Genomic DNA, 25,204 nt, shown 5'->3' on the forward strand with positions numbered 1-25,204 from the left:
TTGTTGGAGCAAGAGGTGTGCCGGGGTCGACAGGGAAATCGGCCAAGTTCAAGCAATAGCTTCCGAGCGCGCGAAGCCAGCACTTACAAAAACGCCGCGGCCCTTTTCAGGACCGCGGCGTCAGACCTGCCCGGAGGCGGATCAGGCGAACGGATGACGCAGCACGATGGTCTCGTTGCGGTCCGGGCCGGTGGAGATGATGTCGATTGGAGCGCCAATCAGTTGCTCGATGCGGGTGATATAGGCACGCGCATTGGCTGGCAGCTCTTCCAGGGTCTTGGCACCCAAGGTCGACTCGCTCCAGCCCGGCAGCTCTTCGTACACCGGCTGCAGGCCGATGTAGCTGTCGGCGTCGGTCGGTGCTTCGATCACTTCACCATTTTCATCCTTGTAACCTACGCAGATGTTGATGGTTTCCAGGCCGTCCAGTACGTCCAGCTTGGTCAGGCAGATGCCCGAGATGCTGTTGACGTCGATGGCCCGACGCAGGATCACGGCATCGAACCAGCCGCAGCGACGGGCACGACCGGTGGTGGAACCGAACTCGTGACCACGCTTGGCCAAGGTGGCGCCAGTATCATCGAACAGCTCGGTCGGGAACGGGCCGGAACCCACGCGAGTGGTGTAGGCCTTGGTGATACCGAGGATGTAGTCGAGGTACATCGGACCAACGCCGGAGCCGGTGGAGATACCGCCAGCGGTGGTGTTGGAGCTGGTGACGTACGGATAGGTGCCGTGGTCGATGTCCAGCAGCGAACCCTGGGCACCTTCGAACATGATGTCCTTGCCGGCGCGACGCAGGTTGTGCAGCTCGGCGGTGACGTCGAGCATCATCGGCTTGAGCTGCTCGGCATAGGCCATGCACTCGTCCAGAGTCTGCTGGAAGTCGATGGCCGGCTCTTTGTAGTAGTTCACCAACTGGAAGTTGTGGTAGTCCAGCAACTCACCGAGCTTGGCAGCGAAACGTTCACGGTGGAACAGATCGCCGACACGCAGGCCGCGACGCGCAACCTTGTCTTCGTAGGCAGGACCGATGCCGCGACCGGTGGTGCCGATCTTGGCTTCGCCACGGGCTTTTTCGCGCGCCTGGTCCAGGGCAACGTGGTAGGACAGGATCAGCGGCGCAGCCGGGCTGATGCGCAGGCGCTCGCGCACGGGCACGCCCTTCTCTTCCAGCTTGGTGATTTCACGCATCAGCGCATCGGGGGCAACGACCACGCCGTTGCCGATCAGGCACTGTACGCCTTCACGCAGGATGCCGGATGGAATCAGGTGCAGAACGGTCTTTTCACCGTTGATCACCAGGGTGTGGCCCGCGTTGTGGCCACCCTGATAGCGCACTACGGCGGCAGCATGTTCGGTCAGCAGATCGACGATCTTGCCTTTGCCCTCATCACCCCACTGGGTGCCCAGGACGACGACATTCTTACCCATTACATTGGTCCTCATTCACGCAAACTTGGTTGCCGGCCTACTGCCGACGCAGAAACTCACTGGGCCAGCGGCAGAACCTGCCAGCGCCCGTCTTGCTGAATCAATTGCCGATCACAATCCGCCTCGAGGGCAGCACTCAACGGCTGGCCAGGCAGGGCCTGGACCACACGCTGGCCCTCGTTGCGCAACTGGCAGACCTGCTGCCAGAGGGCCGCATCACCACTGTCGGGCATCCAGATGCCGCCAGTTGGCAATACGACCTCCGCTCGCCCCAGTGTGACCAGGGTCTTCAAATCCGTGGAGAATCCAGTGGCCGGGCGCGCCCGGCCGAAATCGGCGCCGATGTCGTCGTAGCGACCGCCCTGGGCGATCGACTGCCCTTCACCCGGCACGAACACCGCAAACACCACACCGGTGTGGTAGTTGTAGCCGCGCAGCTCGCCGAGGTCGAAGTACAGCGGCAGGTCCGGATAGCGCGATGCCAGGCGATCGGCGATCGCCAGCAGGTCATCGAGCGCTGCCAGTACGCTGGCCGGGGCACGCCCCAGACGCACTCGGGCCTCGGCCAGTACTTCCCGACCACCGCACAGCTCGACCAGCGCACGCAGCATGCTGCCCAGATCTTTCGGCAGATCGGCAGTGAGCGCCTGCACTTCATCGACGGCCTTGCGCTGCAGGGCATCGAACAGCTGCTGCTCTACCGCACCGGAAAGACCAGCGGCACGGGCCAAGCCGCGGTAGATACCGACATGACCGAGGTCCATGTGCACATCCGGCACATCGGCCAGCTGCAGCGTGGCGAGCATCAGGCTGATGACTTCGACGTCGCTGGTGGGGCTGGCATCGCCGTACAACTCGGCTCCCAACTGGATCGGGCTGCGCGAGGTGGACAGGGCACGGGGCTGGGCGTGCAGTACGCTGCCGGCGTAGCACAGGCGGCTCGGGCCTTCACGGCGCAGGGTGTGGGCATCGATGCGCGCCACCTGCGGCGTGAAGTCCGCGCGAAAGCCCATCAGACGGCCAGACTGCGGATCGACCACCTTGAAGGTACGCTGGTCCAGGTCCTGGCCGGCGCCGGTCAGCAGCGATTCCAGGTACTCGATATGCGGGGTGACGACCAGTTCGTAGCCCCAACTCTGGAACAGGTCCAACACCTGGCGCCGCGCGATCTCGATACGCGCGGCCTCCGGTGGCAGTACTTCCTCGATGCCATCTGGCAGCAGCCAGCGGTCTACCGTTGCCATTACGCCATTTCCCCTCTGGTCCGGGCGGCTAGCCAGCAGGCGAGCCGTCAGTGAAGCAGGCATTGGCGCACAGCAGCAGGCAGCACTGATCCCAGCGCCACCACCGTACCCAATACCCTCGAATTGCCTTGCGAACTGACCAAACCGTCAACTGGCGGAGTGCCAATCAACCTTGCAGACGCAAAAAAGCCGGGAAATTTCCCGGCTGACTCATCATACACCGCTTTTCCTTCAGGATGCACCCCGCCTGGTGCATTAGCTGCCAGGCGGGGCGATTCCCATGCGGTCGATCAGGGTTTGCTCTTGTCCATGAAGCGGAAGAACTCGTTCTTCGGATCCAGGACCAGCACGTCGCTCTTGCTGGAGAAGCTTTCACGATACGCCTGCAGACTACGGTAGAACGCATAGAAATCGGCGTCCTGGGTATAGGCCTTGGCGTAAATGGCGGCCGCCTGGGCATCACCGTCACCGCGGGTTTCTTCCGCTTCACGGTAGGCCTCGGCCAACAGCACCCGACGCTGACGATCGGCGTCGGCACGAATACCCTCGGCCAGCTCGTTACCCTTGGCGCGGTGCTCGCGGGCTTCTCGCTCACGCTCGGTGCTCATACGGTCGAACACGCTGCGGTTGACTTCCTTCGGCAGGTCGATGGCCTTGACGCGTACGTCGATGACCTCGATACCCAGCTCCTTGCTGGCCATGCGGTTCAGCGAGGCGGTGATGTCAGCCATCAGCGCGTCACGTTCACCGGAAACCACTTCGTGCAGGGTACGTTTACCGAACTGGTCACGCAGGCCGCTTTCCAGACGACGCGACAGGCGTTCGTCGGCGATCTGCTTGAGGCCGGACGTGGCCGTGTAGAAACGCTCGGCGTCCTTGACGCGCCACTTGGCGTAGGCGTCTACCATCACCGCTTTCTTCTCCAGGGTCAGGAACCGCTGGGTCGGGGCGTCGAGGGTCATCAGCCGGGCATCGAACTTGCGCACCTGGTTCACGTAAGGAATCTTCACGTGCAGACCTGGCTGGACATCGGCCTCGACCACGCGACCGAATTGCAGTAGAACCGCGCGTTCGGTCTGGGACACGATGTAGAAGCTGTTCCAGGCCACGACGGCCAGCACCACTGCGGCGATCAGGGCGATCAGCGATTTATTGCTCATCAGCGGCTCTCCCTAGTACGCAGCGGCTGCTGTTGCTGTTGCAGGTCCTGCGCGGCACGGCTGGCTGCATCGTTGACCGATGGCGACACGCTGCCCGATGGCGTCGACGAATTGCGACCGCTTTCGACCATTTTGTCCAGCGGCAGGTAGAGCAGGTTGTTCTGCCCATCCTTCGTGGCCACCATGACCTTGCTCGAATTGCTGTAGACCTTCTGCATGGTCTCCAGGTAAAGGCGCTCACGAGTCACGTCAGGAGCCTTGCGGTACTCGGCGACCAGCTTGGTGAAGCGATCGGCCTCACCCTTGGCCCGGGCGATGACTTCATCACGGTAACCATTGGCGTCCTCGATGATGCGCTGGGCCTGACCGCGGGCTTCCGGCACCACGCCATTGGCGTAGGACTCGGCCTGGTTGCGGGCGCGCTGCTCATCTTCGCGGGCGCGGATCACGTCATCGAAGGCTTCCTGTACTTCACGCGGGGCTGCCGCGCTCTGAACGTTGACCTGGGTGACGGTGATACCGGTCCGGTAGTTGTCGAGGAAACGCTGCAAGCGCTCGCGGATGTCCACGGCCATCTGCTCGCGACCCTCGGTCAGCACCTGGTCCATGGACGTGGAGCCCACCACGTGGCGCAGGGCGCTTTCGGTCGCATGCTGCAGGCTCACCTCGGGCTGGTCGACGTTGAGCACGAAGTCCTGCAGGTTGGTGATCTTGTACTGCACGGTCAGCGGCACCTCGACGATGTTCTCGTCTTCGGTCAGCATTTGCCCTTGCTTGGTGTAGGCACGCTCACGCGTGACGTTTTCCATGAACTTGCGATCGATCGGCGGGAAGTAGATGTTCAGGCCGGGACCGACCGTCTCATAGTACTTGCCGAAGCGCAGCACCACGGCCTGCTCCTGTTCGTCGACCACGTAGACGGCGTTGTACAGCCAGATCGCGGCCAGCACCGCCAGGCCGATGCCCAGCAGGCCAAGGCCACCGCCCTTGCCGACATTGCGGTCACCGCCGCCTCGTTTCTTGCCGCCACCGAACATGCCGTTGAGGCTGTCCTGCAGCTTGCGGAAGGCCTCGTCAAGATCCGGCGGACCTTTCTTGTCGCCACCACCGCCACCGCGGCGGCCGCCCCAGGGATCCTGATTGTTCGAGTTGCCACCCGGCTCGTTCCAAGCCATAGCGCTCTCCATCTGATAAAGCAAAGACGCACCCACGGCGCGCCGTCCAATGCTACAGAATGCCTGTCACTGCTGCCCGGCCACCTCGCCAGGCATTTATTGCAAAGTGTGTTGCTGGACAAACACTTGCGGCTCCATGCCTTCGCGGCTGACCAGGCGATTCAGTTCGATCCTGGACAGTCGCACGCTCAGCAGGCTGCGCCCTTCTTCGTCGTGCTCTTCACTCTGCACCGCTCCGAGGGCAAAGAATTGCGCACGCAAGCGGGCAAAACGTTGCTCAAGGCGCAAGGTACCGACAAACAGATCATCCCCCAACAACTCGGCTATCGCCTGGCCTACCAGCTCCAGACCTCGACCATCGCGTGCCGATACCCAGACCCGCTCCGGCTTGCCATCGGCATCGCGCTGGATCTGCGGCTCGACATCTTCGAGCAGGTCGAGTTTGTTATAGACCTCGAGGATGGGCAAGCCTTCGGCACCGATCTCGCCCAACACCGCCAACACCTGCTCGATCTGCTCCATGCGCTCCGGCTCATGGGCATCGATCACATGCAGCAACAGGTCGGCGTTGCTCGACTCTTCGAGCGTAGCCCGAAATGCCTCGACGAGTTTGTGTGGCAGGTGGCGAATGAAGCCCACGGTGTCAGCCAGCACGATCGGACCGATGTCGTCGATCTCGAGCCGGCGCAGGGTCGGATCCAAGGTTGCGAACAACTGGTCGGCAGCGTAGACCTCGGCCGTGGTCAGGGCGTTGAACAACGTGGACTTGCCGGCGTTGGTGTAGCCCACCAACGATACCGATGGAATTTCGGCGCGACGACGACCACGACGGGCCTGTTCGCGCTGGCTGCGCACTTTCTCCAGGCGCGCCTTGATCTGGCGCAGGCGTACCCGCAACAGACGGCGGTCGGTTTCCAGCTGGGTTTCGCCCGGGCCGCGCAAACCGATACCGCCCTTCTGCCGCTCGAGGTGGGTCCAGCCGCGCACAAGCCGCGTGCTCATGTGCTCGAGCTGGGCCAGTTCGACCTGCAGCTTGCCTTCATGGGTACGCGCCCGCTGGGCGAAGATATCGAGAATCAGCCCGGTACGGTCCAGCACGCGACACTCGAAGACACGTTCGAGGTTACGTTCCTGGCTGGGCGTGAGGGTGTGATTGAAAATCACCAGGTCTACCTGTTCGGCTTTGACCAGGTCGCGCAATTCCTCGACCTTGCCGCTGCCAATCAGGTATTTGGCCGTAGGCTGGTGTCGCGTCACTGTCACCAGCGAAACGATGTCCGCTCCGGCCGACAGTGCCAGTTCCTGAAACTCCTGCGGGTCTTCGCGCGCCTCAGGGTTCTGACCTTCCAAGTGAACGAGCAGCGCCCGCTCACCACCACCGTGGCGCTCAAAGAACAATGCAGGCTCCTATCAGGCGTTGCCTGGCTCGCTGTCACCGCTGTCGGAATCGGACGGGCTTGGCAGGCGAACCGGACGGGCAGGTACCACGGTCGAAATGGCGTGCTTGTAGACCATCTGGCTGACGGTGTTCTTCAGCAGCACCACGAACTGGTCGAAGGATTCGATCGAGCCCTGCAGCTTGATCCCGTTGACCAGATAGATCGAAACCGGGACCTTTTCTTTTCTCAAGGTATTCAAGTAAGGGTCTTGTAGCGAATGCCCTTTTGACATATGCCGCACTCCTGTAAGGATCAATAGTAGAAAATCAAAGAAAATCGATAAATTAGGCCGCCCCTTCGCAAGAATAGACGGCAATCAGCAGGGACTCAGCTCAATATGGAGATGGCTCCCAGGTATTTCAAGGTGCGGGACAGATTGTCGCAGGCCAGGCTGTCGAGCCAATGCGCATCGGGCCAGCCACGCAGCCAGGTGAACTGCCGCTTGGCTAGCTGGCGTGTGGCGATGATACCGCGTTCGCGCATCTCATTCTCACTCAGCTGGCCGTCGAGGTAATCCCAGACCTGCCTGTATCCCACTGCCCGTATAGACGGCAGTCCGGCGTGCAAGTCACTTCTGGCACGCAGCGATCGGACCTCGTCGATGAAGCCCTGTTCCAGCATCTGTGAAAATCGTAACGCAATTCGCTGATGCAAAATGTGACGATCTGTAGGAGCGATCGCCAAACTTGCGACAGTATAGGGGAAATGACCGCCGTTGCCTGCGTCTGCGCCGCTACTTTCCGCGAATTGACGCTGGCGATGGGCTGTCATGCTCTGGCCACTGACCCGGTATACCTCAAGCGCTCGGATAAGCCGCTGGGGGTCGTTGGGGTGGATACGCGCCGCCGACTGCGGATCGACCTCGGCCAGTCGTCGATGCAGTTCGGCCAGACCCAGCGCATCGGCCTCGGCTTCCAGTTCGGCACGGACCGCGGCGTCGGCCGGCGGCATGTCCGCAAGGCCTTCGACCAAGGCCTTGTAGTAGAGCATGGTGCCCCCCACCAGCAGCGGGATCTTGCCGCGTGCAGTGATGTCGGCCATGGCTGCCAGGGCATCTTTGCAGAACAGCGCCGCCGAATAGCTCTCGGCCGGGTCGAGAATGTCGATCAAGCGGTGGGGGTGCGCGGCCAGCAGTTCTTTGGATGGCTTGGCCGTGCCGATGTCCATGCCGCGGTAGACCAGCGCCGAATCGACGCTGATCAGCTCGCACGGCAAGACCTTGGTCAGCTCGATGGCGAGGTCGGTCTTGCCGGCCGCGGTCGGCCCCATGAGGAATATCGCTGGTGGCTTGCCGCTCATTTCATCGACCGCGCAGGAAAAGTTTGTCCAGATCATCCAGGCCCATCTGGGTCCAGGTCGGACGGCCATGGTTGCATTGGCCGCTGCGCTCGGTGTTTTCCATGTCGCGCAGCAGCGCGTTCATTTCAGGAATGGCCAGACGCCGATTGGCACGCACCGCACCATGACAGGCCATGGTGCCGAGCAACTCATTGAGGTGGGCCTGGATGCGATCGCTGGTGCCGTACTCCATGAGATCGGCCAGCACATCCTGGACCAGGCGATTGGCTTCGGCCTGTTTGAGTAGCGCAGGAATCTGGCGGATCGCCAGGGTTTCCGGGCCCAGACGCTGCAACTCGAAACCCAGGCGCTGGAACCACTGGGCATGCTCTTCGGCACAATCGGCCTCGCGCTGGCTCAGTGCCAGCGACTCGGGCACCAACAGCGGCTGACCGCTGAGGCCCTCGCTGGCCATCGCCACCTTGAGGCGTTCGTACATGATCCGCTCATGGGCGGCGTGCATATCGACCAGCACCAGGCCTACGGCGTTCTCGGCAAGAATGTAGATACCCTTGAGCTGGGCCAGGGCGTAACCCAGGGGCGGAATGTCGCCCTGGCTTTCCGGGAGCGTCGTCGCAGGCGCCGCCGCGCCATCGTTCAGAGGCTTGTAGAACTCGCGGTAGACCGCCTGGGACTCGGCCGTCGGCAATGGCTGCGAAGGCCGAGGCGTGTACTGGTACTGGTAGCCGGCGCCGCTGCCGCCGTTGGAAATGGCATGCTGGGGCACCTGTGGCTGCTCGAGCGCTGACGCGGCCAGGCGCATTTCACCCTGCGGCCCGAACTCACCGACCTGCAGGCCGCTTGGGCGGACGATCTCGCTGGCAGCAGCGGGCGTGGCCAACTGGTCTTCCGGGCGAACGTCGGCCAGGGCGCGATGCAGGGTGCCGTAGAGAAAGTCGTGCACCGAGCGCCCTTCACGAAAACGCACTTCGTGCTTGGTCGGATGCACGTTGACGTCGACCCCGGTAGGGTCGAGCTCCAGGAACAACACAAAGGTCGGGTGCCGGCCATTGAACAGCACGTCCCGGTAGGCCTGGCGTACCGCGTGGGCGACCAGTTTGTCCCGCACCGCTCGGCCATTGACGAAGAAATACTGCAGGTCCGCCTGACTGCGCGAGAAGGTCGGCAAGCCGACCCATCCCCACAGGCGCAAGCCATTGCGCTCGACGTCGATCGGCAAGGCTTGCTCCATGAAGCCCGCCCCGCAGATGGCTCCGACCCGTCGCGCCCGGGCCATCTCGTCGTGGGCCTCGTGCAGGCTGAGAATGCTCTTGCCATTGTGTCGCAGATGGAATCCGACATCGAAGCGGGCCAGGGCCAGGCGCCGGATGACTTCCTGCAGGTGATCGAATTCGGTTTTCTCGGCCTTGAGGAACTTGCGCCGAGCCGGGGTATTGAAGAACAGGTCACGCACTTCGACCGAAGTGCCTACCGGGTGCGCAGCAGGTTGCACCCGAGGGGTCATGTCGCGACCTTCGGTCTCGACCTGCCAGGCCTCACTGGCGCTAGCGGTACGCGAGGTCAGGGTCAGGCGCGCCACCGAACTGATCGATGCCAGCGCCTCACCACGAAAGCCCAGGCTCAATACACCTTCGAGGTCTTCCAACTCGCGGATCTTGCTGGTGGCATGGCGCGCCAGCGCCAGCGGCAGGTCCTCGGCGGAAATGCCCCCGCCGTCGTCGCGCACCCGCAGCAGCTTGACACCACCCTGCTCGACCTCGACGTCGATGCGCCGGGCACCGGAGTCCAGGCTGTTCTCCAGCAGCTCCTTGGCCACCGAGGCCGGGCGCTCGACCACCTCTCCGGCGGCAATCTGGTTAGCCAGCCGCGGAGTCAGCAGCTGGATGCGCGCGCCCCCACTCATTGCTGGGAAACCAGGGTGGCGGCAGGAATATCGAGGCGCTGACCGATCTTGAGCTCGTCGCTCTTGAGGCTGTTGGTGCTGCGCAGACTGGCAACGCTCACCTGGTAGCGCACGGCGAGCATGGCCAGGGTCTCGCCCGGGCGCACGGTATGTTCACGCGGGCCCTGGGCGATCTTGCCACTGTCGCGCAACCAGGCGATGTAGGTGCCGGGGGGCGGATTCTGCTGGAAGTACTGACGCACGCCGGTACGGATCGAGCGGGCCAGTGCCTGCTGGTGGCTGCGCGTGGCCAGCTTGGCCGCCTCGGCATTGTTGGAAATGAACCCGGTTTCGACCAGGATCGATGGAATGTCGGGCGACTTCAACACCATGAACCCGGCCTGCTCCACCCGGTGCTTGTGCAGGGAAGTGATTCGCCCCATGTTACCCAGCACTTTCTGCCCCACATTCAGGCTGGAGCTCAGGGTGGCGGTCATCGACAGGTCGAGCAACACACCCGCGAGCATGCGGTCCTTGTCATCGAGGCTGACGTTACCGGCCCCCCCGATCAAGTCGGAACGGTTTTCCGTGTCAGCCAGCCAACGGGCGGTCTCAGAAGTGGCGCCGCGGTCGGAGAGGGCGAACACCGATGCACCGAAGGCGGCGCGGGAAGGAGCGGCATCGGCATGGATCGAGATGAACAGGTCCGCACCCTTCTTGCGGGCGATCTCGGTGCGCTTGCGCAGCGGGATAAAGTAGTCGCCGGTACGGGTCAGCTCGGCGCGGAAGCCCTTCTCGGTGTTGATCTGGCGCTGCAGCTCCTTGGCGATCTGCAACACGATGTCTTTTTCATGCTGACCACGTGAGCCGGAGGCACCCGGGTCCTCCCCGCCGTGCCCGGCATCGATGGCAACGATGATGTCGCGTTTGCCACTGGGGACAGGCGGCAGCTTGATGGCCGGCTGCGTCGGCGTCACCGGTACCGCCGGGGTGGTCGCAGGCGTCTGCGCCGGAGTTGGCGGTGGTGTTGGGGTACTGGCGGCAATGGCATCGGCTTCCTGGTCGTACAGGTCGACCACCAGGCGGTTGCCGTACTGGGCATTGGGCGTCAAGGTGAAGCTCTTGGGCGTGACCGACTTCTTCAGATCGACGACCACGCGCAGGTCGGTTGGCGTACGCTGAGCCGACCGCACGTTGCTGATCGGGGTATTGGATGTGGACACGTTCAGCGGCCCGGCGAGGGTCGCTCCATTGATGTCGATCACCAGCCTATCCGGAGCGGTCAAGGTGAAGACGCTGTGCTGCACCGGCCCGGACAGGTCGAAGACCAGTCGCGTGTTGTCCGGCGCACGCCAAAGGCGCATGCTCTTGACTTGCGTGACGGCCAGAGCGTCAACGGTCACCGCTGTCAGCAGCAGCCCAACCACAGCGACCAGTGCGCGTATGCGCATACCTACCCCACTTACTGTTTATGGTATTCGGCCAGTGCCACGCACCAGGCCTCGCCGCGAGCCCCCTGCGGCGACAGGTTCAGCGAACGTCCGCTCGCTTGGGGGCTTATGGTAATGGTCAGGTCGGGCTTTGGCAAAACGCCCGCCCCCTTTTGCGGCCATTCGAACAGACACAACGGGTCACCTTCGAAATAATCGCGGATCCCCATGAACTCCAGCTCCTCAGGATCGACCAGGCGATACAGGTCGAAGTGGAAGGCGCGAACGTCTCCGATCTCGTAGGGTTCGACCACCGTGAACGTGGGGCTTTTTACTGCACCGGTATGGCCCAGCCCCCGAATCAGACCACGGGAAAGGGTGGTCTTGCCCGCTCCCAGGTCGCCTTCGAGAAAAATCACGCCATGACCATTGGTCACTTCAGCCAGGCGCGCACCAAATGCGACGGTTGCCGCTTCATCGGCCAGAAACAGGGTTAGCCCAGACACGCAGAATGCTCCTCCAACAACTCACGAATGATCGGCGCCAGGTCACCTGCCGCCAGCCCCCTCCCCTTTACGCCCAATCGCTCGCCGGCGCAGGCATGCAGCCACACCCCCAGGCAGGCCGCGTTCCAGGCATCCAGGCCCTGGGCCAGCAACGCCGCCACTACACCAGTCAGCACGTCGCCCAGTCCGGCGCCAGCCATTGCCGGGTGGCCACGTTCGCACAGTGCCAGCCGGCCATCAGGGTCAGCCACCAGGGTACCGGCGCCCTTGAGCACACAGACGCTGGCATAGCGGCGCGCCAGCTTGAGCGCAGCGCCGGGGCGATCGGCCTGCACAGCCTCGGTGGACACTCCGAGCAGACGCGCCGCCTCCCCTGGATGCGGGGTGAGGACGCTGCCGGGCGGCAATGACAGCGGTGTACGCGCCAGCAGGTTGAGTGCGTCGGCATCCCACACCTGCGGCCGCTCGGCATTGGCCACCACCGACAACAGGCTGCGGCCCCAGGCCGCCTGGCCCAGGCCAGGGCCGACCACCAGCACGGAGGCACGCTCGCGCACATCCATCAGCTGATTGGCCGATTCCACGCCCAGGCACATGACCTCAGGCAGCCGGGCCAGGGCGGCGCCGACATGCTCGGGCCGGGTAGCCACGCTGACCAGGCCGGCGCCGCAGCGCAACGCAGCTTCGGCGCTGAGTAGTACCGCGCCACCGGTGCCGAGGTCGCCACCGACCACCAGCACATGGCCAAAATCGCCTTTGTGCGCCTGCGGGGCACGTGCAGGCAGGTGCGCGACGCTCAGGCTGCTGAGTATCTGCGGGGCATGGCCAGGGTGTTTGGTCTGGGGCATAGGGTCAAAGGCTCCAATGTCTGGCAGAATTATACGCACCTGAGCCCGTATTGCCTTACCCATCCATGCCTGCCACCTCACCTGACCTCGCCCTGCTGGCCCAATCGATCAAGGATTGGGGCCGAGAACTCGGTTTTGCCCACGTCGGCATCGCCGGGATCGACCTTGGCGAGCACGAACACCATCTGCAACGCTGGCTCGACGCCGGTTACCAGGGTGAGATGGAGTACCTCGGCGCCCACGGCAGCAAGCGTGCGCATCCGGAGCAGTTGATTCCCGGCACGCTGCGCGTGGTATCGCTGCGCATGGACTACCTGCCCGGCGACACGCAGATGGCCCAACGCCTGGCGCAACCGGAAAAGGCCTACGTCTCGCGCTACGCCCTGGGCCGCGACTATCACAAGCTGGTGCGCAAGCGCGTGCAACACCTGGCCGACCGTATTCAGGAAGCGATCGGCCCGTTCGGCTACCGCGCCTTCGTCGACAGCGCCCCGGTACTGGAAAAGGCCCTGGCGGAGCAGGCCGGGCTGGGCTGGATCGGCAAGAACACCCTGCTGCTCAACCGCAAGGCGGGGAGCTACTTCTTTCTCGCCGAACTGTTCGTCGACCTGCCGCTACCGCTGGACGAAGCCACCAGCAGCGAGCACTGCGGGCGCTGCCAGGCCTGCCTGGACATCTGCCCGACCCAGGCCTTCGTCGGCCCCTATGTGCTGGATGCACGGCGCTGCATCTCGTACCTGACCATCGAGCTCAAGGGTGCTATCCCGGTGGAGTTGCGTTCGATGATGGGTAACCGCGTGTTCGGTTGCGACGACTGTCAGATCGTCTGCCCGTGGAACCGCTTCGCCAACCCTACCAAGGAACAAGACTTCCAGCCGCGGCACGGGTTGGAGAATGCCGAGTTGGCGGAGATGTTCCTGTGGGACGAACGGACCTTTCTGCGCAAGACCGAGGGTGGACCCTTGCGGAGGGCGGGATACGAGCGCTGGCTGCGTAACCTGGCGGTGGGGCTGGGCAATGCGCCCACGACGATACCGGTGATCGAGGCACTCAAGGCCCGTCGCGACGATGCCTCGGAGCTCGTGCGCGAGCATGTGGAGTGGGCGCTGGAGCGGCATGGGGTGGTGTAGAGCGATGTGCTGCCGATGCGCCTGAATTCAGATTTTCAGAGGCCCTGAGACCGAGCGCCGCCCCCAAGCCAGGCACTCACTGCTGATCGTTGTAATGAAACTTGGGCATTTCCCAATGAAAACGGATCGCCAGCAAACGCAGGAGAAAGCCACCGAACAAGGTCAGCAGCATGCCCTGTTCCGCCGGCACCTTGAAGTACACACACCCCAGATAGAACCAGGCCGCCGCAAACGACACGCTGGCATATAGCTCACGGCGGAATACCAACGGAATATCGTTGCAGAAGATATCCCGCAGGATGCCGCCGAACACCCCGGTGATCACCCCACTGAGCGAAGCCACCAGCATCCCCTGCCCCATCTCCAGCGCAGTCATGCAGCCGATCAGGGTAAAGGCCACCAGCCCCAAGGCATCGAGCACCAGGAACAATGAGCGCAGTCGTCGCATCATCGGCGCAATGAAGATCGTCAGCAGCGCTGCACAACTGGTCAGCACCAGGTACTCGGGGTGCTTCACCCAGGTCAGCGGGTAGTGGCCGAGCAGCACGTCGCGCACCGAACCACCGCCCAGCGCGGTGATGCAGGCGATCAGCACGACGCCAAACCAATCCATGCCGCGACGTCCTGCGGACAAGGCACCGGTCATGGCTTCGGCGGTAATGGCGATGAGGTAGAGCATCAACAACATGGCGCGGCTCCAGAATAGCGGCAAGCAGCAAGCCTCAAGCAACAAGCGGTACGCGCTGATCGGACCATTGCATCCGACGCAAAGACAAACCGCTTGACTTGGCGCTTGCAGCTCGAGACTTGAAGCTTAGATTTTGATGAAGTGCTCGCGATAGTGGCGCAGCTCGGCGATCGATTCGCGGATGTCGTCCAGCGCCAGGTGAGTACTGCCCTTCTTGAAACTGTCACGCACCTCCGGCGCCCAGCGCGCCGCCAGCTCCTTGAGCGTGGACACGTCGAGATTACGGTAGTGGAAGTAGTTTTCCAGGTTGCGCATGTGCCGATAGAGGAAGCGACGGTCCTGGCAAATGCTGTTGCCGCAGATCGGCGACTTGCCCTTGGGCACCCACTGCTCCAGGAAGGCCAGGGTCTGGGCCTCGGCCTCGGCCATGTCGATGCGGCTTTCCCGCACACGCTGGGTCAGGCCCGAGGCGCCGTGGGTGCGGGTGTTCCATTCGTCCATGCGCGCCAGCACCTCGTCACTGTGGTGGATGGCGATCACCGGGCCTTCGGCCAGGGTATTGAGCTCGCTGTCGGTGACGATCGTCGCCATCTCGATGATGACGTCGCTGTCCGGGTCGAGCCCGGTCATTTCCAGATCGATCCAGATCAGGTTCTGTGGGTTGTGCATGAAAGGCTCCTCGTATAGGCCGCTATAGTAGCCTAGCCGCACGCCAAGGTGCATTCGCGCCGCCACAGGTCAGGCCGCAGGTCTCGGGCTTTGCGTGCTAAACTGCCAGCCGTTTTCTTACCGCCCCGCCGACACGGAACCTTCATGGCCAAACGCCAGCTCAACCGCCGCCAGAACTGGCGTATCGAAAAGATCCAGAACGAACGCGCCGCACGCGCCGCCAAGCGCGAACAGCATTTGCTGCAGGAACTGGAGGGCGGCGACCTGGGGCCGGAGCAACTGGGCCTGGTGATCGCCCACTTCGGCGTGCAGGTGGAAGTCGAGGCCCAGGACGGCGAGTCGGCCGGCCAGGTATTCCGTTGCCACCTGCGGGCCAACCTGCCGGCGCTGGTCACCGGTGATCGCGTGGTCTGGCGCGCTGGCAACCAGGGTATCGGCGTGATAGTCGCGCAGATGCCCCGCAGCACCGAATTGTGCCGGCCGAACAATCACGGTCAACTCAAGCCGGTCGCGGCCAACGTCGATCTGATCGTGATCGTCTTCGCCCCGGCACCTGAACCGCACCCCAACCTCATCGACCGCTATCTGGTGGCAGCCGAGCATGCCGGCATCCGCCCCCTGCTGCTGCTGAACAAGGCCGACCTCATCGACGAGCAGAATGGCCCAGGCCTGCACGAACTGCTCGAGGTGTACCGCGAACTGGGTTATCCGCTGCTGGAAGTCTCGGCCCATCAAGGCGACGGCATGCAACGCCTGCAACAGATGCTGGACGGGCACATCAGCGTATTCGTCGGGCAGTCGGGGGTGGGCAAATCGTCGCTGGTCAACAGCCTGCTGCCGGACGCCGGCACACGAGTCGGCGACCTGTCCGAATGGTCTGGCCAAGGCACGCATACCACCACCACGGCCCGCCTGTACCACTTCCCCAACGGCGGCGACCTGATCGACTCGCCAGGGATTCGCGAGTTCGGCCTGGCCCACGTCAGCCGCGATGACGTCGAAGCGGGCTTCATCGAGTTCCGCGACCTTTTCGGCACCTGCCGTTTCCGCGACTGCAAGCATGACCGGGAGCCAGGCTGCGCACTGCTCAAGGCCCTGGACGATGGCCGGATCAAGCCACAGCGGATGAACAGCTACCGCTCGATCATCGCCAGCCTCACCCAAGACAGCTACTGAGCTCGACGCCCGGCCGCCGGGCCAGAATGAAAGAAGGGGCTGCAGCGCAGCCCCTTCTTTCATTTCAGCGTCTTCATTGATCCTTGGCGTCGTCCATCTTCAACACGCCATCCTCGAAGATATTCAGCTTCTGGCGCAGCTCACGCGGCTGCATCGGCGTGTCGCTCGCCCCCGGCGCCGCCGAAGCGCCAGGCGATGTGGGCGCCGTGGAGGGGGCTGGTGGCGTTGCTTCAGACGCAGGCGGTGTCTCCGGAGCGCCTTGCTTGCCTTCGATATCGCGCTGGGCCTTCTTGGTCAGGACGATGATATCGATGCGCCGGTTGACCGGATTGAACGGATTCTTGCGGTCGAACAGCGACGACGAGGCATAGCCGACCACCCGCGCCACCTGCTCGTCCGGATAGCCCCCGGCCACCAGTGCCCGACGCGCCGCGTTGGCACGGTTGGCCGACAGCTCCCAGTTGCCGAAGTCACCGGTACCCGCATACGGCTTGGCATCGGTGTGGCCACTGATGCTGATCTTGTTCGGCACCGCCTTGATGGTGTCGGCCATGGCCAGCAGGATGTCCTCGAAATACGGCTGCAAGCGCGCACTGCCGAGATCGAACATCGGCCGGTTCTCGGCGTCCATGATCTGAATGCGCAAGCCGTCCTGGGTGATCTCGAACAGAATCTGATCCTTGAACTTCTGCAGCTCGGGATTTTCCTCCACCTTGTTCTGCAATTCCTGCAACAGCAGCTCCAGGCGTTCGCGCTCGACCTGCTCGGCCAGAGTTTCGACCTGGTCCTTGTCCAGTTGCATGCTGGTGTCGGGTGTAGGCTCGGATTTCTCTTCCGGGTTGATGGTCTTTTCCGGCGCCAACTGCGGCGAACCGCCCAGGTCGATGACGTAAGGCGTGCCGCTTTCGGAAAAGCCGATCGGATCCTTGAAGTAGCCGGCGATGGCGATCTTCTGCTCGGGCGTGGCCGTGGACAGCAGCCAGAGCACCAGGAAGAACGCCATCATCGCCGTGGCGAAGTCGGCGAAGGCGATCTTCCAGGCACCGCCATGGTGACCGCCGCCGAAGCGCTTGACGCGCTTGATGATTATCGGCTGATTGTTCTCCATGACTCAGCGACCACGAACCGCTTGTTCCAGCTCGGAGAAGCTCGGGCGATGCTTCGGGTACAGCACCTTGCGGCCGAATTCCACCGCCAGCGAAGGTGGCATGCCAGAGGCCGAGGCCACCAGCGACGCCTTGATCGACTCGTAGAGGTTGATCTCTTCCTTGGCATCGTGCTCCAGGCACTTGGCCAGCGGACCGAAGAAACCATAGGCCGCGAGAATACCGAAGAAGGTACCGACCAGCGCCGCACCCACATGCAGACCGATCGAGGCCTGGTCGCCGTCCCCCAGCGAAGCCATGGTCACCACGATGCCCAGTACCGCCGCGACGATACCGAAGCCGGGCATGCCGTCGGCGATGCCAGTGACCGCATGGGACGGGTGCTCGAGCTCTTCCTTCATGTTCAACAGTTCCATGTCGAACAGGCCTTCGAGCTCGTGCGGCGCCATGTTGCCGGTGGACATGATGCGCAGGTAGTCGCAGATGAACGCAGTCATGCGCTCATCGCCCAGCACCGATGGATACTTGGCGAAGATCGGGCTGGCCGCGGCATCTTCGATATCGCTCTCGATCGCCATCATGCCTTCGCGACGGCTCTTGTTGAGGATTTCGTAGACCAGGCCCAGCACTTCCATGTAGTAACTATGGGTAAACCGCGAGCCGAACATCTTCATCGACTTCTTGATTACATGCATGGTCATGTAACCGGGGTTGGCCTGCAGGAACGCACCGAAGGCAGCGCCGCCGATGATCAGCACTTCGAATGGCTGGATCAGCGCCGCAATCTTGCCGTGGGAAAGAACGTATCCGCCGAGCACGCTCGCGAATACGACGATGATGCCGATAATTTTAGCCATAGGTTCAAAGCACTTGCAGTCGTGGTCAGGGTCGGGGGACGGGAGCTTTAAAACTCTTCTTCTACTTATCGGCAGAACTGCGCCAGACTATAGCCACTCAAAGCGAAAAGCCAGTTCGGACTGATGTCAAAATGCCAATTGAAACTAAGGTACCTGCTGAGATTCCGCGCACGTTGAAGACCTGGGTAACGGTACTCGACGGCATTCGCCTGCCGGTGCCGAAACACAGTCATGACCGGGTAATGGCCGCCATCAACGACAGCCGACGGTCCCTGCGCGACATCGCCGAACTGATGCAGGACAGCCCGGCTCTGGTGCTCTCGGTGATGCGCGAAGCCAACCATCCCGGCAATCCAAGCCAGGCCGAGCCGGCCGAAAGCCTGGAAATCGCCCTCAACCGTCTGGGCCTGGCGCGCACCGAGCAATTGCTCAAGCGCTTGCCTTCACTGCCAGACGAAGAACTGCCGCCGGTCCTGTGCCAGTTCCTGCTCATCAGCCAGCACGCTGCGCAACAGGCCAGCGGACTGTTCGCCAGCCGCCTGGCGCGGCTGTGGCAGGAGATCCACTGGGGCAGTCTGCTGTTTCTGGCACCGCTATGGCCGCTGGCCCTGGCCTACCCCAAATTACTCGACACCTGGGAACTGCGGGTTATCCACAAGGGCGAGGACGCCGCGCAGGTGGAGCACGAGTTGTTTGGCGTGCGCATCATGGCTCTGTGCCGGGCTGTGGCCGAGCATTGGCGCCTGCCCCAGTGGGTCACCCAGGGCTACCGGCTGCTGCTCGAAGAGCGCGAGCAACTGGCGCTGGTGCTGAATATCGCCCGCGATTCGGACGAACTCAGCCAACAGCACCGCCTGGACGAGGAGCCGGGGCTGCGCCGCTGGTTCAACCAGCCCGCCAATACCGTATTGTTGGCCAACAACCTGGCATTGGCCGCACAAGTGGGCTGGGACAATCCCCATTTGCTGCGCTGGCAGCTGCTGACTGCCCTGTACCTGCAGACATCGCTGGACGACGTGCAGCAGCAGGTGCATCAGCAGGCTGCCGCGAGTGCCCGTCACCATGCCCGGTACGCCGTATTCCACCCCGCCGAAGCCTTGATCTGGCCCTGGCAGCAGCGCCGCCCGCACCCCGACATGCTCACCCCACCGCCGCCCGGCAGCGACGACTTGGCACGCTGGCGCAAGCTGTGTCAGGAGCTATTGGCACAACCCAGTCCATTCGCCAATGCCGTGCACCTGGCCAGCCAGGCCCGCGAGGCCCTGCAGGCCTGCGGCATGCAGCGCATCCTGCTGCTGAGCCTGGATCGAACCTGCGATTACCTGCGCGTACAGCAAGCCAGCGGGCTGCCCAAGGAAGCGGAGGCCATCGCCCTGCAAGTACCGCAGAACAAGTTGCTGCAAAAGCTGCTGAGCAAGGCCGCGCAGCTGCGACTGACCCCCGATAACCACGCCCAGTTCGCCGCCCTGCTGCCCGCCCCCTTGCGCACACTGTTCAGCGGCGAGCACCTGCTGTTGCGTTCGCTGGCCGTGGATGACCAGGTCTTGATGCTGGCCGTGGCCGACCAGGGCGGAAAGCCGCTGGCCGATGTCAGCGTGCAGGCGTTCGGCAAGACCGCACAATGCATCGAGCGGGCCCTGGCGCTTTTCGCCAGCCGCAACCCTTGAGCCTTGCGCTACAATCGCCCCTCTTTCCACATCGGAGAACGTGGATGACTGACTTTTCCGGCTTGCCTCTGGTGATCGAGCCCGAGGACCTGCTGCCGCGCCTGGATTGCCCCCAGTTGATCCTGGTCGACCTGAGCAGCATCAACCGCTACATCAGCGGGCACATTCCCGGCGCCCGTTTCGTCGAAGGCAAGCGCACCCAGCTTGGCCAGCCGCCTGCTCCTGGCCTGCTGCCGCCTCTGGGTGAACTGGAGAAGCTGTTCAGCGAGCTCGGTCATCGCGACGATGCCGTCTACGTGGTTTACGACGACGAGGGCGGCGGTTGGGCCGGGCGCTTCATCTGGTTGCTCGACGTCATCGGTCACAAGGCCCACCACTATCTCAACGGCGGCATCCAGGCCTGGCCGGCGGACAAGCTCACCACCGAAGTGCCCCCAGCGGGCAACACCCCGGTGAGGCTGCGGTTTCACAGCGAACCAACGGCTTCCCGCGAGTACCTGCAGAGCCGCCTGGGCGACGATGACCTGGTCATCTGGGATGCCCGTGGGCCGCAGGAATACAATGGCGAGAAGGTCCTGGCAGCCAAGGGCGGCCATATACCTGGCGCGGTCAACTTCGAGTGGACCGCCGGCATGGACCTCAATGACCACCTGCGCATCCGCAAGGACATCGCCGAAGTGCTCGAGCGCCTGGGCATCACCCCGGACAAGGAAGTGATCACCCACTGCCAGACCCACCGCCGCTCCGGTTTCACTTACCTGGTGGCCAAGGCCCTCGGCTACCCACGGGTCAAGGCGTATGCCGGCTCGTGGAGCGAATGGGGCAACCACCCGGACACGCCTGTAGAAGTCTAAGGAACCTGCATGAAATCCCGTTTGTTCATCATCAGCCAGTACCTGCTGCCGCACCACCTACTGTCGCGCCTGGCCGGCTGCATTGCCGAGTGCCGCGTAAGCTGGTTCAAGAATGCTTTCACCGCGTGGTTCGCCAAGCGCTACCAGGTGAACATGAGCGAGGCCGTGGTCGAAGACCTCACCGCCTACGAGCACTTCAACGCCTTCTTCACCCGCGCCCTGAAGCCCGGCGCCCGCCCGCTGGACGAAACGCCGGGCGCCATCCTCTGCCCAGCCGATGGCGCGATCAGCCAGCTTGGCCCGATCGAACACGGTCGCATCTTCCAGGCCAAGGGCCACAGCTTCAGCGCCCAGGAGCTGCTGGGCGGCGATCCGGCCCTGGCAGCGCCGTTCATGGGTGGCGAATTCGCCACCGTGTACCTGTCGCCAAAGGACTACCACCGGGTGCACATGCCGCTGGCCGGCACCCTGCGCGAAATGGTCTACGTACCGGGCCGTCTGTTCTCGGTCAACCAGACCACCGCCGAGAACGTGCCGGAGCTGTTCGCCCGCAACGAGCGCGTGGTGTGCCTGTTCGACACCGAACGTGGGCCGATGGCCGTGGTATTGGTCGGCGCGATGATCGTCGCCTCGATCGAGACCGTTTGGGCCGGGCTGGTCACGCCGCCCAAGCGCGAGATCAAGACATTCCGTTATGACGAAGGCAGCCGTACGCCGATCCATCTGGAAAAAGGTGCCGAGCTTGGCCGCTTCAAGCTGGGCTCCACCGCGATCGTGCTGTTCGGCCCCGAGCAGGTGAAGTGGGCGCAGACCCTCGGCGCAAGCTCAGCGGTGCGCATGGGTGAATTGCTGGCAACGCCTGCCCAGGCCTGAAGGTTTGGCGCGGTACTTTCTGCGCCTGTGAGACCGAGCGCCGCGCGGGCGGCGCTCGGTCTCACAGGCGCCAAAGCACTCGAAGCAACCCCTTACCCACGCGCCTCACGATCCCGAAGCCCCAGCAGGTACAACACGCCGTCCAGGCCCAAGGTCGAGATCGCCTGCTTGGCAGACTGACGTACCAGCGGCTTGGCGCGGAAGGCCACGCCCAGACCGGCCAGGGCCAGCATCGGCAGGTCGTTGGCGCCATCGCCCACGGCAATCGTCTGCTGAAGCTGCAGGCCCTCATCGGCGGCCAGCTTCTGCAGCAGCTCGGCTTTGCGCTGGGCGTCGACGATCGGCTCCACGGCAACGCCCGTGACCTTGCCATCCACCACTTCCAGCTCATTGGCGAACACGTAGTCGATGCCCAGGCGCGCCTGCACTTGCTTGGCGAAGTAGGTGAAGCCACCGGACAGGATCGCAGTCTTGTAACCCAGACGCTTGAGCTCGGCGAACAGGTTCTCAGCGCCTTCGGTCAGACGCAGCGAAGCACCGATTTGATCCAGGACACCAACGTCCAGCCCCTTGAGCAGCGCCATGCGCTCCTTGAAGCTGGCACGGAAATCCAGCTCGCCGCGCATCGCCCGCTCGGTGATGGCCGCCACCTGTTCGCCGACTCCAGCGGCCTTGGCCAGCTCGTCGATGACTTCGGCCTCGATCAGCGTCGAGTCCATGTCGAACACCGCCAGGCGGCGGTTACGACGGAACAGGTCGTCCTTCTGGAAGGCGATGTCGATATTCAGCGCTTCGGCCAGGGCGAAGAATTCGCTGCGCAGGGCCTGAGCATCGCTCGGCACGCCACGCACGGAAATCTCCAGGGCAGACTTGCCTTTCACGCTTTCATTATCCAGCGACACGCGAGCAGACAGGCGCTCGATGCGCTCGATGGTCAGGCCATACTGGCTGATCACCGCACTCACCCGCTGCAGTTGCTCGGGTTTGATCTTGCGGCTGAGCACCGTCACGATGTGCCGCGCCTCGCCATGGCCATCGGCCCAATGCTGATAATCGGCTTCGGAGATCGGCGTGTAGCGGGCTTGCAGGTTCAACTCGTGCGCCTTGGCCTGCACGCTTTGCAGGAGGTTGGTAGCCACTTCGTTATCCGGGATATCGACCAGGATGCCGAACGACAAGGTGCCGTGCATGACGGCCAGGCCGATGTCGAGGATGTTCACACCGCCCTGGAGCAGGACGCCGGTCAGGGCGGCGGTAAGACCGGGACGGTCCTCACCGGTGATGTTGATCAGGACGATTTCGCGCACAACCTGGCTCCGACTTCGATGAAAAATGCGCATTCTACCGATTTTCCATGACCATCGGGCACCAACGCTACTTTGCCGACAAATTATGGCTCGCTATACTGCGCAACACTTTTCTGCCATTAAGAGCCGCGCTCTGTGAACCGGCCCACGCCCGTCAAGCCAGACAACTTCTTCCTGATGATCTTCCGTGCCCTGCGTCAACGCCGCGTTCCCCTGGCACTGCGCATCGCCAGCACCAACATATTTTTGGTCGCGCTGGCGCTGGTGATCTATGCCTGCGTCATGGGCCTGCAGTTCAAGCAGGCCATGCATGAACAGGCCGATGCCCTCGGCCAGAGCCTGACCACCCAGACCGCGACCTCGGCCACGGAACTGTTGGTGTCCAACGACATCCTCAGCCTCAATGTGCTGCTCGGCAACCTGGTGAAAAACCCTCTGGTGGCCCACGCAGCGATCTACAGCGTCGACAACCGCATCCTCGCCGAGGCCGGCCAGCGTCCGCGCAACAGCCTGCTGGGCGAAGCCGAGGGCTTGTTCCAGACCAAGATCACCTTCCAGGACGTCACCGCCGGGCAACTGCGCATCAGCCTGGACATGAGCCAGTTCCAGCAGCCCATGCTGATCAGCCTGCAGAGCATGGGGATCCTCGCCGCGATCCTGCTGGCCCTGGCCTTGAGCCTGAGCCTGCGCCAAGGTCGCTACATCACCACGCCGCTGCTGCAACTGCGCGTCTGGCTGCGGGATCCACACCCCTATACCCCGGCGATCGACCGCCAGGACGAGATCGGCGACCTGGCGCGTCAGTTGCACGCCCGCTTGGCACCGCCTCCGCCACCGGAGCCTGAGGAGGACGAGGAAGACGAAGGCGACTTCGACGACCTGTACGACCAGCAGCCCCCGGCGCCACGTGCCACGGCCCAGGCCGACGAGGACGATGACGAGGCCTTTGCCGGCCTGCTGGACAGCGACGAGCCCGCGCCCAAAGTGGCCCTGGTCGAGTCCGACGAGCCGCAGAACAGCGCCGTGCTGGCCGTGCAACTGGGTTCCCAGGAACAACTGCGGCGCCTGCCACGCACGCGCCTGACCGAGTTGCTGGAGCGTTATCGCGATTGCCTGGAGCAGGCCGCCTCATTGTACGAAGGCGAAACCCACACGCTCAATGATGGCAGTACCCTGGTGTTGTTCCACAGCCGCGACAGCGGCGAAGACTACCTGACCAACGCCATTTGCTGCGGCGAGCTGCTGCGCGCCTTGGGCCATGCCTTGCAGATCGAGGTAGCCGACAGCGGCATCACCCTGCAACTGCAGCTGGGCCTGGTGCACGGTGATGACCTGCAGGGGCTGGAACTGGTCGACGTGCTGATGACCGAAAAGGCCCAGGACGCTCTGGCCTTGTCACAGCACAGCCGCAATTTGCTGCTGGTCGAGCGGCAGATCAGCGACGACGCATTGATCCGCCAACGCGCACGCATCCGCCCGATTGCCAGCCCTGAAGGAGCCTGCTGTGTGGAGCGATTGATGGAGCCGTACCCGTCGATGCTGGAACGACAACTGGCACGACTGGATGAGCGCAAGAGCTGACTGCCAATACGCGGTGAGCTTCGGCGCTCGAACTGAATGACCCTGCCGTACACCCACAAAAAAGCCCGCAATGATGCGGGCTTTTTTGTGGGTATCCGTTCGGTCAGAACCGATACACCTCCATGTCCGTGCGAATCGGCGAAGCCATTGGAATCTTGGCTTTCTCCGGTGCCTTCTTGACCTGCACCGGTGCCGGCTTCTTCGGCGTTTCTTCAGCGATGGCCGGCTGATTGGCCAACGGCTTGACCGCCGAGCTCAACTGCTCGGCCAGCTTCTGCAACAGCTGGCCCTGGGCCTGCACCTGCGAAGACTCGCTGCCCTCGTGCTGTTGCTCGAGGTGCACGATACGGTTGTCGCGCACATGGCCACGACGGTCGAGCAGACGCCATTGGGCATCGAGCACAGCCGGTTGGTTCTTGCCCGAGTCCAGGCGGGTGATCGACAACAGCACTTGCACGTCCGGCGTGAAGCCGGTGCTTGCCGGTGCCAGCACGACACGCTGGCTGTCCAGCCGCCAGGCCAGCTGACGAACCAGCAACTGGTCGATATCGGACGACAGGCTACCGGCCCAGCGACCGTCGGTCGCCGAGCTCAGGCTGCCATCGGCCTGACGCTGCAGAAAGGTCTCACGTTGCAGGTAGTCGGCGATCGATACCGGGCCGAGCACCACGGCCATGCCCGCGCTTTGCGAAGGCTGACCAGGATCACCGCTGTCGAGTTGGTACAAGGCTACCGGCTGATGCATGCTGCATCCGCCCAACCCCAGCAAACCCGTCATCAACAGCGCAAATGGAAGGCGCAGAAATTTCATCATCCCGTCCAGGCGGTCGCTAATCAGCAAACCGCAATGATACTGACTTAGATTCATTTGGGCACACA

At 63.3% G+C, this 25,204-nt stretch carries 23 protein-coding genes; 6 read left to right on the top strand and 17 right to left on the bottom strand.

Features of this window, described 5'->3' with window-relative positions; genetic code table 11:
- Window positions 1-141 precede the first annotated feature (141 nt).
- The 11 genes from E2H86_RS03190 to E2H86_RS03240 form a co-directional block, all read right to left on the bottom strand.
- Complete coding sequence (locus E2H86_RS03190; protein ID WP_133324640.1) at window positions 142-1,434, bottom strand: adenylosuccinate synthase; 1,293 nt, start codon at window positions 1,432-1,434, stop codon at window positions 142-144.
- A gap of 56 nt (window positions 1,435-1,490) precedes the next feature.
- The gene (locus E2H86_RS03195) at window positions 1,491-2,678 is read right to left on the bottom strand and encodes an ATP phosphoribosyltransferase regulatory subunit (RefSeq protein WP_133324642.1); all 1,188 of its coding nucleotides are present in this window, start codon (window positions 2,676-2,678) and stop codon (window positions 1,491-1,493) included.
- Window positions 2,679-2,968: 290 nt separating this feature from the next.
- Window positions 2,969-3,838, bottom strand: a complete 870-nt coding sequence (hflC, locus tag E2H86_RS03200) for a protease modulator HflC (protein ID WP_133324644.1) — start codon at window positions 3,836-3,838, stop codon at window positions 2,969-2,971.
- Window positions 3,838-5,013, bottom strand: coding sequence for an FtsH protease activity modulator HflK (gene hflK / locus E2H86_RS03205; protein WP_133324646.1), 1,176 nt, complete (start codon window positions 5,011-5,013; stop codon window positions 3,838-3,840). The genes hflC and hflK overlap by 1 nt, the downstream gene beginning before the upstream one ends.
- Window positions 5,014-5,109: 96 nt before the next feature.
- Complete coding sequence (gene hflX, locus E2H86_RS03210) at window positions 5,110-6,411, bottom strand: ribosome rescue GTPase HflX (RefSeq protein WP_133324648.1); 1,302 nt, start codon at window positions 6,409-6,411, stop codon at window positions 5,110-5,112.
- A gap of 12 nt (window positions 6,412-6,423) precedes the next feature.
- The gene (hfq, locus tag E2H86_RS03215; protein ID WP_133324650.1) at window positions 6,424-6,684 is read right to left on the bottom strand and encodes an RNA chaperone Hfq; all 261 of its coding nucleotides are present in this window, start codon (window positions 6,682-6,684) and stop codon (window positions 6,424-6,426) included.
- Window positions 6,685-6,779: 95 nt separating this feature from the next.
- On the bottom strand, window positions 6,780-7,751 hold the full coding sequence (gene miaA, locus E2H86_RS03220; protein WP_133325156.1) for a tRNA (adenosine(37)-N6)-dimethylallyltransferase MiaA: 972 nt from the start codon (window positions 7,749-7,751) through the stop codon (window positions 6,780-6,782).
- 1 nt (window position 7,752) lies between these two features.
- On the bottom strand, window positions 7,753-9,654 hold the full coding sequence (gene mutL, locus E2H86_RS03225) for a DNA mismatch repair endonuclease MutL (RefSeq protein ID WP_133324652.1): 1,902 nt from the start codon (window positions 9,652-9,654) through the stop codon (window positions 7,753-7,755).
- On the bottom strand, window positions 9,651-11,084 hold the full coding sequence (locus tag E2H86_RS03230; RefSeq protein ID WP_133324654.1) for an N-acetylmuramoyl-L-alanine amidase: 1,434 nt from the start codon (window positions 11,082-11,084) through the stop codon (window positions 9,651-9,653). Before E2H86_RS03230 ends, mutL begins: the two co-directional genes overlap by 4 nt.
- Before the next feature lie 11 nt (window positions 11,085-11,095).
- Complete coding sequence (tsaE, locus tag E2H86_RS03235; protein WP_133324656.1) at window positions 11,096-11,569, bottom strand: tRNA (adenosine(37)-N6)-threonylcarbamoyltransferase complex ATPase subunit type 1 TsaE; 474 nt, start codon at window positions 11,567-11,569, stop codon at window positions 11,096-11,098.
- Entirely contained in the window at window positions 11,557-12,417 is an 861-nt protein-coding gene (locus tag E2H86_RS03240; protein ID WP_165976027.1) for an NAD(P)H-hydrate dehydratase, read from the bottom strand. The genes tsaE and E2H86_RS03240 overlap by 13 nt, the downstream gene beginning before the upstream one ends.
- 65 nt (window positions 12,418-12,482) lie before the next feature.
- Between E2H86_RS03240 and queG the strand changes: the two genes are divergently transcribed.
- Window positions 12,483-13,547, top strand: a complete 1,065-nt coding sequence (gene queG, locus E2H86_RS03245) for a tRNA epoxyqueuosine(34) reductase QueG (RefSeq protein ID WP_133325158.1) — start codon at window positions 12,483-12,485, stop codon at window positions 13,545-13,547.
- A 76-nt stretch (window positions 13,548-13,623) separates the two neighbouring features.
- Here the strand turns inward: queG and E2H86_RS03250 are convergent, their stop codons facing one another.
- Window positions 13,624-14,235 carry a trimeric intracellular cation channel family protein gene (locus E2H86_RS03250; RefSeq protein ID WP_133324660.1) on the bottom strand — a complete coding sequence of 204 codons (612 nt, stop codon included), beginning with the start codon at window positions 14,233-14,235 and terminating at the stop codon, window positions 13,624-13,626.
- Between the two features lie 126 nt (window positions 14,236-14,361).
- Window positions 14,362-14,904, bottom strand: coding sequence for an oligoribonuclease (orn, locus tag E2H86_RS03255; RefSeq protein WP_133324662.1), 543 nt, complete (start codon window positions 14,902-14,904; stop codon window positions 14,362-14,364).
- Window positions 14,905-15,048: 144 nt separating this feature from the next.
- On the opposite strand from orn, the gene rsgA reads away from it, so the two are divergent.
- Window positions 15,049-16,080, top strand: a complete 1,032-nt coding sequence (gene rsgA / locus E2H86_RS03260) for a small ribosomal subunit biogenesis GTPase RsgA (protein WP_133324664.1) — start codon at window positions 15,049-15,051, stop codon at window positions 16,078-16,080.
- A 73-nt stretch (window positions 16,081-16,153) separates the two neighbouring features.
- Here the strand turns inward: rsgA and motB are convergent, their stop codons facing one another.
- Complete coding sequence (motB, locus tag E2H86_RS03265) at window positions 16,154-17,188, bottom strand: flagellar motor protein MotB (protein ID WP_133324666.1); 1,035 nt, start codon at window positions 17,186-17,188, stop codon at window positions 16,154-16,156.
- Between the two features lie 3 nt (window positions 17,189-17,191).
- Window positions 17,192-18,043, bottom strand: coding sequence for a flagellar motor stator protein MotA (gene motA, locus E2H86_RS03270; protein WP_133324668.1), 852 nt, complete (start codon window positions 18,041-18,043; stop codon window positions 17,192-17,194).
- Window positions 18,044-18,174: 131 nt separating this feature from the next.
- Between motA and E2H86_RS03275 the strand changes: the two genes are divergently transcribed.
- The 3 genes from E2H86_RS03275 to asd are packed head-to-tail and all read left to right on the top strand — an operon-like array spanning window position 18,175 to window position 21,437.
- Window positions 18,175-19,710: an HDOD domain-containing protein gene (locus tag E2H86_RS03275; protein ID WP_133324670.1), complete on the top strand. Its 1,536-nt coding sequence runs from the start codon at window positions 18,175-18,177 to the stop codon at window positions 19,708-19,710.
- 44 nt (window positions 19,711-19,754) lie between these two features.
- On the top strand, window positions 19,755-20,564 hold the full coding sequence (locus tag E2H86_RS03280; protein WP_133324672.1) for a rhodanese-like domain-containing protein: 810 nt from the start codon (window positions 19,755-19,757) through the stop codon (window positions 20,562-20,564).
- Between the two features lie 9 nt (window positions 20,565-20,573).
- Complete coding sequence (asd, locus tag E2H86_RS03285) at window positions 20,574-21,437, top strand: archaetidylserine decarboxylase (protein WP_133324674.1); 864 nt, start codon at window positions 20,574-20,576, stop codon at window positions 21,435-21,437.
- Between the two features lie 92 nt (window positions 21,438-21,529).
- On the opposite strand, the gene serB is transcribed toward asd, so the two are convergent.
- Window positions 21,530-22,744 (bottom strand): phosphoserine phosphatase SerB, encoded by a 1,215-nt coding sequence (serB, locus tag E2H86_RS03290; protein WP_165976028.1) that lies wholly within the window; start codon window positions 22,742-22,744, stop codon window positions 21,530-21,532.
- Window positions 22,745-22,879: 135 nt separating this feature from the next.
- On the opposite strand from serB, the gene E2H86_RS03295 reads away from it, so the two are divergent.
- The gene (locus tag E2H86_RS03295) at window positions 22,880-24,325 is read left to right on the top strand and encodes an AhpA/YtjB family protein (protein ID WP_133324678.1); all 1,446 of its coding nucleotides are present in this window, start codon (window positions 22,880-22,882) and stop codon (window positions 24,323-24,325) included.
- A 103-nt stretch (window positions 24,326-24,428) separates the two neighbouring features.
- Here the strand turns inward: E2H86_RS03295 and E2H86_RS03300 are convergent, their stop codons facing one another.
- Window positions 24,429-25,136, bottom strand: a complete 708-nt coding sequence (locus E2H86_RS03300; RefSeq protein WP_133324680.1) for a PqiC family protein — start codon at window positions 25,134-25,136, stop codon at window positions 24,429-24,431.
- Between the last annotated feature and the right edge of the window lie 68 nt (window positions 25,137-25,204).

Origin of the sequence: Pseudomonas putida, from assembly GCF_004357765.1 — a bacterium.
GTDB classification, from domain to species: Bacteria; Pseudomonadota; Gammaproteobacteria; order Pseudomonadales; family Pseudomonadaceae; genus Aquipseudomonas; species Aquipseudomonas putida_U.

Coding starts and splice junctions, on each gene's coding strand:
- E2H86_RS03190 (WP_133324640.1), bottom strand. CDS start 1,434: ATGGGTAAGAATGTCGTCGTCCTGGGCACCCAGTGGGGTGATGAGGGC.
- E2H86_RS03195 (WP_133324642.1), bottom strand. CDS start 2,678: ATGGCAACGGTAGACCGCTGGCTGCTGCCAGATGGCATCGAGGAAGTA.
- hflC (WP_133324644.1), bottom strand. CDS start 3,838: ATGAGCAATAAATCGCTGATCGCCCTGATCGCCGCAGTGGTGCTGGCC.
- hflK (WP_133324646.1), bottom strand. CDS start 5,013: ATGGCTTGGAACGAGCCGGGTGGCAACTCGAACAATCAGGATCCCTGG.
- hfq (WP_133324650.1), bottom strand. CDS start 6,684: ATGTCAAAAGGGCATTCGCTACAAGACCCTTACTTGAATACCTTGAGA.
- miaA (WP_133325156.1), bottom strand. CDS start 7,751: ATGAGCGGCAAGCCACCAGCGATATTCCTCATGGGGCCGACCGCGGCC.
- mutL (WP_133324652.1), bottom strand. CDS start 9,654: ATGAGTGGGGGCGCGCGCATCCAGCTGCTGACTCCGCGGCTGGCTAAC.
- E2H86_RS03230 (WP_133324654.1), bottom strand. CDS start 11,084: ATGCGCATACGCGCACTGGTCGCTGTGGTTGGGCTGCTGCTGACAGCG.
- E2H86_RS03240 (WP_165976027.1), bottom strand. CDS start 12,417: ATGCCCCAGACCAAACACCCTGGCCATGCCCCGCAGATACTCAGCAGC.
- queG (WP_133325158.1), top strand. CDS start 12,483: ATGCCTGCCACCTCACCTGACCTCGCCCTGCTGGCCCAATCGATCAAG.
- E2H86_RS03250 (WP_133324660.1), bottom strand. CDS start 14,235: ATGTTGTTGATGCTCTACCTCATCGCCATTACCGCCGAAGCCATGACC.
- orn (WP_133324662.1), bottom strand. CDS start 14,904: ATGCACAACCCACAGAACCTGATCTGGATCGATCTGGAAATGACCGGG.
- rsgA (WP_133324664.1), top strand. CDS start 15,049: ATGGCCAAACGCCAGCTCAACCGCCGCCAGAACTGGCGTATCGAAAAG.
- motB (WP_133324666.1), bottom strand. CDS start 17,188: ATGGAGAACAATCAGCCGATAATCATCAAGCGCGTCAAGCGCTTCGGC.
- motA (WP_133324668.1), bottom strand. CDS start 18,043: ATGGCTAAAATTATCGGCATCATCGTCGTATTCGCGAGCGTGCTCGGC.
- E2H86_RS03275 (WP_133324670.1), top strand. CDS start 18,175: ATGCCAATTGAAACTAAGGTACCTGCTGAGATTCCGCGCACGTTGAAG.
- E2H86_RS03280 (WP_133324672.1), top strand. CDS start 19,755: ATGACTGACTTTTCCGGCTTGCCTCTGGTGATCGAGCCCGAGGACCTG.
- asd (WP_133324674.1), top strand. CDS start 20,574: ATGAAATCCCGTTTGTTCATCATCAGCCAGTACCTGCTGCCGCACCAC.
- E2H86_RS03300 (WP_133324680.1), bottom strand. CDS start 25,136: ATGAAATTTCTGCGCCTTCCATTTGCGCTGTTGATGACGGGTTTGCTG.